General features: G+C 39.0%; 10 protein-coding genes. All 10 read left to right on the top strand.

Going from position 1 to position 13256, the window contains the following annotated elements; all coding sequences use genetic code 11:
* The first annotated feature begins 342 nt into the window (after positions 1-342).
* The 10 genes from hisS (at position 343) to LI954_RS16230 (ending at position 13189) form a co-directional block, all read left to right on the top strand.
* Entirely contained in the window at positions 343-1641 is a 1299-nt protein-coding gene (gene hisS / locus LI954_RS10175; RefSeq protein WP_229442026.1) for a histidine--tRNA ligase, read from the top strand.
* 466 nt (positions 1642-2107) lie between these two features.
* Positions 2108-3877, top strand: a complete 1770-nt coding sequence (gene aspS, locus LI954_RS10170) for an aspartate--tRNA ligase (RefSeq protein WP_202067969.1) — start codon at positions 2108-2110, stop codon at positions 3875-3877.
* A gap of 233 nt (positions 3878-4110) precedes the next feature.
* Positions 4111-4986, top strand: coding sequence for a YitT family protein (locus tag LI954_RS10165; RefSeq protein WP_202067987.1), 876 nt, complete (start codon positions 4111-4113; stop codon positions 4984-4986).
* Between the two features lie 552 nt (positions 4987-5538).
* Positions 5539-6576, top strand: coding sequence for a sugar-binding transcriptional regulator (locus LI954_RS10160; protein WP_202067988.1), 1038 nt, complete (start codon positions 5539-5541; stop codon positions 6574-6576).
* Positions 6577-6615: 39 nt separating this feature from the next.
* Positions 6616-7617, top strand: a complete 1002-nt coding sequence (gene gap / locus LI954_RS10155) for a type I glyceraldehyde-3-phosphate dehydrogenase (protein ID WP_202067989.1) — start codon at positions 6616-6618, stop codon at positions 7615-7617.
* Positions 7618-7912: 295 nt separating this feature from the next.
* Entirely contained in the window at positions 7913-9106 is a 1194-nt protein-coding gene (locus LI954_RS10150; protein WP_229444410.1) for a phosphoglycerate kinase, read from the top strand.
* A gap of 346 nt (positions 9107-9452) precedes the next feature.
* Positions 9453-10208 (top strand): triose-phosphate isomerase, encoded by a 756-nt coding sequence (gene tpiA / locus LI954_RS10145; protein ID WP_202067991.1) that lies wholly within the window; start codon positions 9453-9455, stop codon positions 10206-10208.
* Positions 10209-10363: 155 nt separating this feature from the next.
* Complete coding sequence (eno, locus tag LI954_RS10140) at positions 10364-11662, top strand: phosphopyruvate hydratase (RefSeq protein ID WP_229442021.1); 1299 nt, start codon at positions 10364-10366, stop codon at positions 11660-11662.
* Between the two features lie 435 nt (positions 11663-12097).
* A complete protein-coding gene (gene tnpB, locus LI954_RS10135) occupies positions 12098-12448 on the top strand; it encodes an IS66 family insertion sequence element accessory protein TnpB (RefSeq protein WP_229444409.1) in 351 nt (116 codons plus the stop codon).
* Positions 12449-12580: 132 nt separating this feature from the next.
* A complete protein-coding gene (locus tag LI954_RS16230) occupies positions 12581-13189 on the top strand; it encodes a papain fold toxin domain-containing protein (RefSeq protein WP_229444408.1) in 609 nt (202 codons plus the stop codon).
* Positions 13190-13256: the final 67 nt, after the last annotated feature.

Below are 13256 nucleotides of genomic sequence, written 5' to 3'. Positions count from 1 at the left end.
TCCGCGAAAGAAATCGAAAGACATTCCTGAGATGAATGTAAGAAAAGCCATTCCGTTACGAGCGTTAATCGTTGAGATGAGAGAGCAATCTTTCAAAATTAGGTGGTACCGCGTATGAATGATTCGTTCGCCCTTGTAGATGATACAAGGGCGAATTTTTTATTTATCAGGAGATAACAAGAAGTTTGACGTGTCGAGGATAAGAAATCCCAGTTAGTTGATACTGTCCTTTTCATGTTAATAACGTTTAGCAAACGAGCGTTTTGCCAATCGTACAATAACAATTAGTTATTTTCATTGTCAACCAATTGAATCAATGAGAGAGAAATGGAGGAAAATCAGATGAATTATCAAAAGCCAAAAGGTACATATGATCTGCTGCCGGGGACAACAGAGAAATGGCAGTTTGTTGAGGAAACAGCACGTTTGCTTTTCAGAGATTATCAATATCAGGAAATCCGCACGCCGATTTTTGAACACTACGAAGTGATTGCTCGAAGTGTGGGTGATACAACCGATATCGTTTCTAAAGAAATGTATGATTTTTATGATAAAGGAAATCGGCATGTGACACTGCGTCCGGAAGGAACAGCACCGATCGTCAGAGCCTTCGTTGAAAACAAGCTGTTTGGTCCTGAATATGCGAAGCCATATAAAACATTTTACATAGGACCAATGTTCCGTTATGAAAACCCGCAGGCAGGGCGTCAGCGTCAATTCCATCAAATCGGTGTTGAAGCGTTTGGCAGCGATAATCCTGCTGTTGATGTAGAAAGCATGGCGATGGCAATGGATTTCTTCAAACAACTAGGCATCAACGAGATCAAGTTGGTCATCAATTCTTTAGGAGATAAAGACAGCCGAGCTGCTTACCGTCAGGCACTGATCGATTATCTTGAACCGAAAGCCGAAGAGCTTAGTGAAGATTCAAAACGGCGACTGTACGAAAACCCATTACGTGTGTTGGACAGTAAGGATAGAAAAGATAAGGCGATCATAGCAGATGCCCCCTCTATTCTGGATTACTTAAATGAAGCATCTAAGCAACATTTTGAAACGGTGCTGCAAATGCTGGATGAATTGGAAATTTCTTATGTAATCGATCAAAATATGGTTCGCGGATTAGATTACTATACACATACGATTTTTGAAATCATGAGTGAAGCAAAAGGCATGGGGGCACAGTCAACGATCTGTGCCGGTGGCCGCTATGATGGACTGGTCGAAGAACTTGGGGGACCGGAAACACCGAGCTTTGGTTTCGCTATGGGGATTGAGCGGATTTTGCTCACAATGGAAGCGGAAGGAATCATCATTCCTGAAATTAATGAGATTGATGCTTATGTTGTCGGTATTGGTGCGGATACAAATATTGCTTCGCTGAAACTGGTTCAAGTAATTAGAAATTTTGGTTTTTCTGCGGATCGCGATTTTATGAGTCGTAAACCGAAGGCCCAATTTAAAACGGCAGCGAAGCTCAATGCAAAGCTGGTATTAACGATCGGTGAGAGTGAACTGGTTGAAGGAATTGTTAATGTGAAAAATATGGTCAGCCGTGAAGAAAAAGCATTTAAGCTGGTTGATATTTATGAACGCTTCAATGAAGTCTATGATGAGATGACAACGATTATGCTTGATTGATAACGACAGGTAAATATGGTTAAAAAACGAAACGAAGAAAAAGGGAGTTGTTTCAGCAGAGAGAATCTGTTTAGAAACAAAAGCAGTGTCTAACTAATAAAAAATGAATGTTGTCAAACAAGAAAGGGAGTGCCATTATCCTGTTATCAAGTATGGTAGGAATAATGGACATCGGACCTTCAAAATTAAAGCATTCAAATTGTAAGTAAAAAATGAATGTTGTCAAACAAGAAAGGGAGTGCCATTATCCTGTTATCAAGTATGGTAGGAATAATGGACATCGGACCTTCAAAGTTAAAGCATTCAAATTATAAGTAAAAAATGAATGTTGTCAAACAAGAAAGGGAGTGCCATTATCCTGTTATCAAGCATGGTAGGAATAATGGACATCGGACCTTCAAAATCAAAGCATTCAAATTATGAGTAAAAAATGAATGTTGTCAAACAAGAAAGGGAGTACTATTTTATGTCAGAGCGTACAGTGTATTGTGGAGAAATAACAAAAGAATTTACAGGCAAGGTGGTTGTCCTTAAAGGGTGGGTGCAAAAGCGTCGTGACCTTGGGGGCGTAATCTTTATTGATTTAAGAGATAGAGAAGGAGTTGTACAGGTCGTATTCAATCCTGAGGTTTCAAAAGAAGCATGGGAAATTGCTGATAAATGCCGAAGTGAATATGTAATTGAGATCACTGGTGAAGTCGTTTATCGTGATGATGAAGCAGTGAATCCTAAGATGACAACCGGTGAATTTGAGGTAATGGCCTCAGATATTACTATTTTAAATAAAGCGAAAACCCCACCCTTCCTAATTGAAGATGACAATAACGTCAGTGATGAAGTGCGAATGAAGTATCGTTATCTTGATTTGCGACGTCCCGGGATGACTGAAAACTTCAAGCTGCGTCATCAGGTAACAAAATCTATCCGCCATTATCTGGATGATCATGCATTTATGGATGTAGAAACACCTTACTTGGGAAAATCATCTCCGGAAGGGGCGAGAGACTATCTGGTGCCTTCACGTGTACACGCCGGACATTTTTATGCATTGCCTCAATCACCGCAGATTTTCAAACAGCTGCTGATGGGTGCCGGATTTGACAGATATTATCAGATTGTTCGCTGTTTCCGTGATGAAGATTTGCGTGGAGACCGTCAGCCTGAGTTTACACAAGTCGATATTGAAACAACTTTCCTTACAGCAGAAGAAATTCAGACAATGACGGAAGAAATGCTGGCGAAAGTGATGAAAGAAGCGAAAGGTGTAGACCTGCCGCTGCCATTCCCTCGAATCACTTATGATGAAGCGATGGCTCGATACGGCAGTGACAAGCCGGATACTCGTTTTGAGATGGAACTGATTGATATTGCACCGGTGGTTAAAGATGTGGACTTTAAGGTTTTCCAAATGGCATTACAAAATGGTGGACAGGTAAAAGCGCTGAATGCAAAAGGTGCTGCAGATAAATATTCACGTAAAGATATGGATAACTTAGGTCAGTATGTAAGTCAATTCGGAGCAAAAGGCTTGGCTTGGCTGAAGGTTGAAGAAGATGGACTGAAAGGACCAATTGCGAAATTCCTGACAGATGTTACAGATGAATTAATTAAAGTAACTAATGCAGAAGTAGGGGATCTGCTGATGTTTGGTGCAGATACACCGGGAATTGTTGCTGCATCATTAGGTGCCATCCGCTCTCGAATGGGTAAAGAGCTTGGCTTGATTGATGAGTCTAAATATAACTTCCTTTGGGTCGTAGATTGGCCGTTGTTTGAATATGATGAAGAAGCGAAGCGTTATGTTTCTGCTCACCATCCATTCACTTTGCCGAGAGAAGAGCATATCGAGATGCTTTCAACGACTCCTGAAAAAGTTTATGCACAGGCATATGATGTTGTGCTGAATGGATATGAGCTTGGCGGAGGCTCCCTGCGTATTTATCAGCCGGAACTGCAACAAACAATGTTTGAAACACTGGGGATGTCTGAAGAAACCATTCAAGAACAGTTTGGTTATTTATTAGATGCATTGTCTTATGGATTTCCGCCGCATGGAGGAATTGCTTTGGGGCTGGATCGTCTGGTTATGCTGCTTGCAGGTGAAGAAAATATTCGTGAGGTCATTGCTTTCCCTAAAAACGGAAAAGCAGCTGATCCGATGAATAATGCGCCAAGTACTGTATCAGATTTACAGTTGTTCGAATTGAATTTAGATGTAACAGCGATTGACGAATAGAAAAAGTCCGTCTATATAAAACCCTGTAAAATAAAACTTGAGGATAGGAAAATCGTTTGAGAACGGTCTTTCTGTCCTTTTTATTTCAGATTAATTTTTTTGGGGTATCTTTGCAGGAACAAAATTTTCCGTGAAAGTGTATGATTTGCAGTCTTTTATCATTACAGTAAAAAATAGTGTATAGTATAATGAAAACAGTCAAAATTAAAGTTAAAAAAAGAAAGGTTTTCTCTATGAAAAAGGCAATTGAAGGTATCCCAGTCAATGAATATACGACAAAACTCTCCGTTTCCATTGTTTATGCAATTTTAGCCTCTGTGGCAATGAACTTTTTTTATCAGCCCGGAAATATTTATTCCAGCGGGATCACAGGCTTGGCTCAAATCCTGACAACTTTATCGACAAGAGCTTTAGGTTTTCAAGTTCCGGTTTCTGTGTCACTCTTTGCGCTGAATATTCCCTTATTCTTTTTGGCCTGGAAAAAGATTGGCAGAAAATTTACAATTTTTACCTTTATTACGGTAGCGCTAACCTCTGTATTCATGCAGATTGTACCTGAAACAATCTTGTCAAATGATCCGATAATTTGCGCAATTTTTGGCGGGGCAGTAATGGGTTCAGGAATTGGCTTTGCATTGAAAAACGGACTTTCTTCTGGCGGATTGGACATTTTCAGCATAACTATCCGTAAAAGGACCGGTCGTTCAGTGGGGTCCATTTCAATTTATTTTAACGCACTGATTATTTTTGTCGCCGGTTATCTGTTTGGCTGGCAGTATATGTTTTACAGTGCGCTGTCCATTTTTGTCAGCGGGAAAGTAACAGATGCAGTTTACACGAAACAGAAAAAAATGCAGGTGATGATTATCACAAAAAATCCGGAAGTTGTCATCAGCGAGATTCAGAAAAAAATGCGTCGTGGAATTACGATCATTCATGAGGCTGAAGGAGCCTATACTCATGATAAGCAAACTGTACTGCTGACGGTGGTGACTCGTTTTGAACTGCCTGCGTTGGAAGGGGCTATGAAGAAAGCTGATCCTTCTGCCTTTGTCAGTATTTCGGATAATGTTAAGATCCTTGGTCGTTTTTATGAAGAAGAATTGTAAGCAGCCTTTTTGAGTTGTTTTTTCAGATAGTTTTCAGCGATTCCTGTACATTTCATCATAGGTTATTGATAAGGCTAGAAAAAGAAAACAATGCATGATTTCGAACACGACAAAAGCATAGGAACATGCAAATGAAAAAAGTTGAAACAAAATAAAAATAGCCCTCCTGTCAAGTAAGGACGAAGTGAAAAAAGGAGACAGTTAATCGGAAGCAGCTCGGCAGAAAATATTCTGCTTCCGGCTGACTGTCTTTTTTTAGAAGAAACAAACCGGATACACAGTGTTTTTAATGCTTTGGTTGTCCGTTTTTGTAGTTAAAAAAAAGTTGCCAAGCTCCTTCATAATGAAGATATAGAAATTTTCGTATTTTTGCCATGGATTTTAAATACTTTTTCTTGAAAAGAACCAGTAAAACTGCTAAACTATTTTTATGAGGTAAAAAAAGTCTTTTTAACTGGAAAATGCAGAGAAAGGACTTCATCTATTTTTTTAGTGTTCATAGGTCGTTTTTAGTCTTACTTGGACATAATATGACCAACGGAGGAATCAATCATGCTGGAAGAATTGAAAATGATCGAAGCAGTTGCTCCGGATATGCTAGATGTAATGCAGCAAAGATATCATATTTTGCGCAGTATTTATTGGATGCAGCCGATTGGCAGAAAAAGTTTATCAGAGAGTATGGGACTGACAGAACGGGTTCTCCGAACTGAAACAGACATTCTGAAAAATCTGCAGCTGGTAAAAACATCCAAAAGTGGTATGACACTGACTGATAAAGGCTTGATGATTTATCAGGGACTTGAAAAGATGATGAATTTACTTTTCGGAATTCAGCAGGTCGAAATTGATATTGCACAGCTCTTTGGTATTCAGCGCTGTATTGTCGTCGCAGGAAACAGTGATAGTCAAAAAAAAATACTGGATGAATTTGGTTCGGTTTTAACTCACTCTTTGGATGTACTTTTACCTGAAGGAGACAATATCATTGCTGTAATGGGCGGCACGACAATGGCTCAGGCAGCAGAAAATATGGGTGTTCTTGAGAATGACAAACGACACAATTTGTTTGTTCCTGCAAGAGGCGGAATCGGTGAAGCATTAACTGCTCAGGCCAATTCGGTAAGCGCGGTGATGGCACATAAGACTGGCGGGCAGCATCGGGCGTTGTATATTCCGGAACAGCTTAGTAGGGAAACGTATGACTCCTTACTTCAGGAGCCATCCATACAGGAAGTGTTGGAGCTGATTAATCAGTCGAATGCGGTGGTTCACAGTATCGGGAGGGCACTGCATATGGCAGCCCGCAGAAAAATGTCTGATGAAGAGATGATTATGCTGAAACAGAAAAATGCTGTAGCAGAATCATTTGGTTATTTCTTTAATGAAAACGGCGAAGTAGTCTACAAGGTTCCAAGGATTGGCTTACAGCTGGAACATTTAAAGGGTATTCCATATATCGTTGCACTTGCTGGAGGAAAGACGAAGGCAAAAGCAATACGGGCATACATGAAAAATGCACCAAAACAAACGTGGCTCATTACAGATGAAGCTGCTGCAAACGAGATTTTAAAAGGGGAAACCCTTTAAAATAAAAAATTTTTGATTTTCATAAGGAGGAAATCTTTAATGACAGTTAAAGTAGGTATTAATGGATTTGGACGTATCGGACGCTTGGCATTCCGTCGTATCCAAGATGTGGCAGGAATTGAAGTAGTTGCAATCAACGACTTGACAGACGCTAAAATGTTGGCTCATTTATTAAAATATGATACAACTCAAGGTCGTTTCAACGGTACGGTTGAAGTGCATGAAGGTTCATTCAACGTAAACGGTAAAGAAGTTAAAGTTCTGGCTAACCGCAATCCTGAAGAATTACCATGGGGCGAATTAGGCGTAGACATCGTTTTAGAATGTACTGGTTTCTTCACTTCAAAAGAAAAAGCTGAATTACACTTAAAAGCTGGTGCAAAACGTGTTGTTATCTCTGCTCCTGGCGGAAACGATGTTCCAACAATCGTTTACAATACAAACCATGACATCTTAACTGGTAAAGAAACAGTTATCTCAGGTGCTTCTTGTACTACTAACTGTTTAGCTCCTATGGCTAAAGCATTACAAGATAACTTTGGTGTTGTTGAAGGTCTGATGACGACAATCCACGCTTACACTGGAGACCAAATGACTCTTGATGGACCTCACCCAGGTGGAGACTTCCGTCGTGCTCGTGCTGCAGCAGAAAACATTGTTCCTAATACAACTGGTGCTGCTAAAGCAATCGGTCTGGTTATTCCTGAATTAAACGGTAAATTAGACGGAGCTGCTCAACGTGTTCCTGTAGCAACTGGTTCATTAACAGAATTAGTTTCTATTCTTGACAAAGAAGTAACAGTAGAAGAAGTTAATGCAGTAATGGAAAAAGCAGCAAACGAATCTTATGGTTACAACACTGACCAAATCGTTTCTTCTGATATCGTAGGTATGACTTACGGATCATTATTCGATGCTACTCAAACAAAAGTTATGACTGTTGGCGACAAACAATTAGTTAAAACTGTTGCTTGGTATGACAATGAAATGTCTTACACTGCACAATTAGTTCGTACTTTAGAATACTTTGCTAACTTATAATTAGGTTGTAAAAAGAAGTGTTTTGCTCTGAGAAGTAAGACGGAATGTCTAAAAAGTGTTTTTTAAATTTTTGAGATAGGTCAGCTTACTTTTGAAGAAACAGCTTTTTGAACACCGTTTATCATAAGTAAAGAAATTTCTGAGACTAGGTGCAATAATAAGCGGGGAAGCAACGCGCTTCCCCGCTTATCTTTTTATGAATTAACCCAACAATGGTAGAATAGAAAGCGACAGCAAAATTCATCAACCGAATTTTCTGCCGCAGTCAATAAGAAGTAGGAGGGAAAATTTACACATGGCTAAAAAAACAATTAAAGATGTGGATTTAAAAGACAAAAAAGTTCTTGTTCGTGTGGACTTCAACGTACCTTTGAAAGACGGTGTTATCACTAATGATAACCGTATCGTGGCTGCATTGCCTACAATTAAATACGTGATCGAAAATGGCGGAAAAGCAATTCTTTTCTCTCATTTAGGTCGTGTAAAAACAGCAGAAGACAAAGCCGGCAAATCATTAAAGCCTGTTGCTGAACGTCTTGGCGAATTATTGGGCAAGACTGTGACTTTCGTTCCTGAAACTCGTGGTGCTGAATTAGAAGCAGCTGTCAACAATATGAAAGATGGAGATGTTTTAGTTTTTGAAAACACTCGTTTTGAGGATATTGACGGCAAAAAAGAAAGCGGAAATGATTCTGAACTAGGTAAATACTGGGCATCATTAGGTGATGTTTTTGTCAATGATGCATTTGGTACAGCCCACCGTGCGCATGCTTCAAACGTTGGAATTGCTTCAACTGGTATTCCAACTGTAGCTGGATTCCTGATGGAAAAAGAAATTCAATTCATCGGTGAAGCGGTTGAAGCGCCAAAACGCCCATTTGTGGCTATCCTCGGTGGAGCAAAAGTTTCAGATAAAATTGGTGTGATTGAAAATCTAATTGCGAAAGCGGATAAAATTTTGATCGGCGGCGGTATGACGTATACATTCTACAAAGCTAAAGGACTTGAAATTGGAAACTCATTAGTAGAAGAAGATAAAGTTGCCTTGGCTAAAGAATTAATCGAAAAAGCTGGTGATAAATTAATTTTACCGGTGGATTCAGTATGTGCAAAAGAATTTAGCAACGACATAGAAACAATTGTTTCAGACGGTCAGGCTGTTCCAGAAGGATATATGGGATTGGATATTGGTCCTAAATCCATTGAACTATTTACAAAGGAATTGGCAGGAGCTAAAACTGTTGTATGGAATGGTCCTATGGGTGTATTTGAAATGAGCAACTTTGCCAAAGGAACAATTGGTGTTTGTGAAGCAATCGCCAACCTTGAAGATGCGACAACAATTATCGGTGGTGGAGACTCAGCAGCAGCAGCGATTCAATTAGGCTTTGCTGACAAATTTACACACATTTCAACAGGCGGCGGCGCAAGCTTGGAATTACTTGAAGGTAAAACATTACCAGGATTAGCTGCAATTAATGATAAGTAATAAAAGCTGAAAGAATCGGGTAATCCTCAAGCAAATTAGGAAATTTATTCAAGGATGCTTTTTGTCCTTGAAATGAATTTATCTATTTGTCGATAGGATTGATTCGGGAAGCTGGATAAAGAAAAGCGAAGCAGATTGGGTAACTTCAGAGTGATAAAGGAAAGCGGCATACTGATGCTTTCTGTCAGTATAGACGGTTTATCTTATCATCGAAGAAGTTGATCTGCACAGCTGGACAATAATAAAAGCTGAAAGAATCGGGTAATCCTCAAGCAAGGTACTATGCCTTGTCGACAGGCTTGATTTAGGAAGCTCAGATAAACAATAGAAAAGGAAGTGCTGTTCAATGCGTAAACCAATTATCGCTGGTAACTGGAAAATGAACAAAACGGCTAAAGAAGCAAAAGAATTTGCTGAAGCAGTGAAAACAAAAATCCCTGCAAATGATGCAGTTGATTCAGTAATCGGTTCTCCAGCTTTATTTTTACAGGAATTAGTTGAAGCTGCAAAAGGGACAGAATTAAAAATCTCAGGTCAAAATTGCTACTGGGAAAATGCAGGAGCATTTACAGGAGAAACATCTCCTCAAGCTTTAACTGACTTAGGAGTTGACTATGTGATTATCGGTCACTCTGAGCGTCGCGAATATTTCCATGAAACAGATGAAGAAATTAATAAAAAAGCGAAAGCTATTTTCGCTAACGGCATGATTCCGATCTTTTGCTGTGGTGAATCTTTGGAAACCTATGAGGCAGGTAAAACTGCTGAATGGATTGAAGGACAAATTACTGCCGGCTTGGAAGGCTTAACAGATGGTCAAGTAAGCAATCTTGTTATTGCTTACGAACCAATCTGGGCAATTGGAACCGGTAAATCTGCTGATGCAAACATCGCTGACGAAATCTGCGGCGTAGTTCGTAAAACAGTTGAAAAATTATACGGTAAGGAAGTTTCTGACAGCGTGCGTATCCAATATGGCGGTTCAGTAAAACCTGAAAATATTGCTGAATATATGGCGAAAGAAAATGTTGATGGTGCTTTAGTCGGCGGAGCAAGTCTTGAAGCAGATTCATTCCTAGCTTTACTTGATGCTGTTAAATAAACTTCACTGAAAATTATTTATTATTTTGAAGGAAGTTTTGCCTTATTTGAAAAAATAGTAAAATTTCATTGCTTCCTTTTGTAAAATTCACTACAATCGTAATTAAGGGAATGAATCCCCTTAGTATAAAAAACAATTCAAAGGAGAGACAAAACATGTCAATTATTACTGATGTATATGCACGCGAAGTCCTTGACTCACGTGGTAACCCAACAATCGAAGTAGAAGTATACACTGAAAGCGGTGCGTTTGGACGCGGAATGGTTCCTTCAGGAGCTTCAACCGGTGAATATGAAGCGGTTGAATTACGTGACGGCGACAAATCTCGTTACTTAGGTAAAGGGGTTACTAAAGCAGTTGACAACGTAAACAACAGTATTGCTGAAGCAATCATTGGCTACGATGTTCGTGACCAAATGGCTATCGACAAAGCAATGATCGAATTAGACGGAACTCCTAACAAAGGTAAATTGGGTGCGAACGCTATCCTTGGTGTTTCTATCGCTGTAGCCCGTGCTGCTGCGGATTACCTTGAAGTACCTCTATACCACTACTTAGGCGGATTCAATACAAAAGTACTGCCAACTCCAATGATGAACATTATCAATGGCGGATCTCATGCTGACAACAGTATCGACTTCCAGGAATTCATGATCATGCCTGTAGGTGCTCCAACATTTAAAGAAGCTTTACGCTATGGTGCGGAAGTATTCCACGCTTTGGCAGCTATCTTGAAATCTAAAGGTTTGGCTACTTCAGTAGGTGATGAAGGTGGTTTCGCTCCTAACTTAGGTTCTAACGAAGAAGGTTTTGAAGTGATTATCGAAGCAATCGAAAAAGCCGGCTATGTTCCTGGTAAAGATATTGTTCTTGCTATGGATGCTGCTTCTTCAGAATTCTACGATAAAGAAAAAGGCGTTTACGTTTTAGCTGATTCTGGCGAAGGCGAAAAAACAACTGAAGAAATGATCAAATTCTACGAAGAATTATGTGCGAAATACCCAATCATCTCTATCGAAGATGGTTTAGATGAAAACGATTGGGATGGCTTCAAAAAATTAACTGAAGCTTTAGGCGATAAAGTTCAATTAGTTGGTGACGATTTATTCGTAACAAACACAACTAAATTAGCTGAAGGTATTGAAAAAGGAATTGCTAACTCAATCCTTATCAAAGTTAACCAAATCGGTACTTTGACTGAAACTTTTGAAGCAATCGAAATGGCTAAAGAAGCTGGCTACACTGCAGTAGTTTCTCACCGTTCAGGCGAAACAGAAGATTCTACAATCTCTGATATCGCTGTTGCAACAAATGCAGGACAAATCAAAACAGGTTCTCTTTCACGTACTGACCGTATTGCAAAATACAATCAATTACTAAGAATCGAAGACCAATTAGGTGATGTAGCAGAATACAAAGGCTTGAAATCTTTCTACAACTTAAAAAACAAATAAGAAATCACTTGGTATAAAAGGATTCTTATGATTAATAGTTAAGTAATCTATTTTGAAAGTTATAGGTAGACCAATAGTTACGTACTATGTAAAAGAATGTATTGCTAACTTGAATTTGCTTCTAATTAGCAGTACTGGATATTTGACGTAGTACGAATTATAACCAATAATCATCATTAAACACTGTTTTTTCTCTGACTAAGAGAAAGGATGGTGTTTTTTGCTGTACACAGAAATGATAGGAAAGCGCCGGATAACGGTAAGCGAGAAATAAACCAACGCATATCAATTGAAAGAAATAATCTCTATACTAAGATTATCAAAGAAAGAGATTGTTTCTTCTGTTTTATATTCTCCGTGTTCTCCCTCCTCTCCGCTACTCTTTTTTCTCCTCTGTGAAACAATTCTTTCTCAATTTAAAGGAGTGAATAACCTATGTTCGTTGATTTTTCCCGAGTAGATACTTGTTATGTAGTTTGTGGCTATATGGACCTTCGCAAAGGAATTGACGGTCTTTCTGCGATCGTTTCCGGAAAATTGGCACTCAATCTGTTTGAATCCTCTGTCTTTCTCTTTTGCGGAAGACGACCTGATCGTTTCAAAGCACTCTGGTTTGATGGCGAAGGCTTCTATTTACTTTATAAACGCTATGATCAGGGACGACTGGAATGGCCACGTTCAACAGAAGAAGCTCAGAAGCTTTCTCCTCAGCAGATTGAGTGGTTGTTTCACGGCTTCTCCATTTATCAGAAAATTCGTCCTGCTAAAATTGGGATACTGACCTAAAAAAACGTTTCTTCTTTTCTCTCTCTGTGATATAAATAAATAGTGGATCTAAGTCGATCATTTGTAACGAATATGGGGGATTTTATTGAGGGATTAATCTCTGAATGGTGCATAAATAATGAGTATTATCCAGTGTTAGATTACCTATTTGGAACAGATCGAGTGGGGTATTTCCAAGACTGGCGGGAAAAAAGTAAAGCCTATGTAATTGGTCAATATACAGGAGATGTGTTAAGTCTAGTTACTGGAGTAGCAGAAGTACTAGGAGGGGGATTAATTTTCAGTGGAGGATCAATCTTCAGTGTAGGGATGTCGCCATTTACAGGAGGAACAACATTAACACTGATTCCAATATCTGTTGGTGTGTCAACTATGGTGGCTGGGCATGGAACATTATCTCTTGTATCAGCAGTTGGTAATTTAGGGAATGGACATAATTGGGATCCGGATATCAGCAATTTAAGTAGCAACATTGAAGAGCTTGTTGATCAAGTACCAAGTGAGTATAAGAAAAATGGACAGTGTGATAAGTTTGCGGATGCATTAGAGGAATTACTGAAGGAAGCTGGAATAGATTATAAGAGGTTGAAAGTTAGAAGTGAATACGGAATTATATATTCAGATAAAGCAGAAAAAATGATAGGAAATAATGGATATCATGATGCAATTAAAATAGGAGATAAAGTCTATGATAATTTGACATTGAATGGAATGGAATGGACTACAGTGATTGGTTGTTAGATTTAGGAATTGGTATAGTAAAAGATATATGGTTGGAATAAATATAATGATAATTAACCAGCGCAAA

Origin of the sequence: Enterococcus sp. CWB-B31 (assembly GCF_020567645.1) — a bacterium.
Taxonomy (GTDB): Bacteria; Bacillota; Bacilli; order Lactobacillales; family Enterococcaceae; genus Enterococcus_L.
The sequence above is the reverse complement of the archived record's forward strand: the minus strand, read 5'-3'. Positions and strand labels throughout refer to the sequence as shown.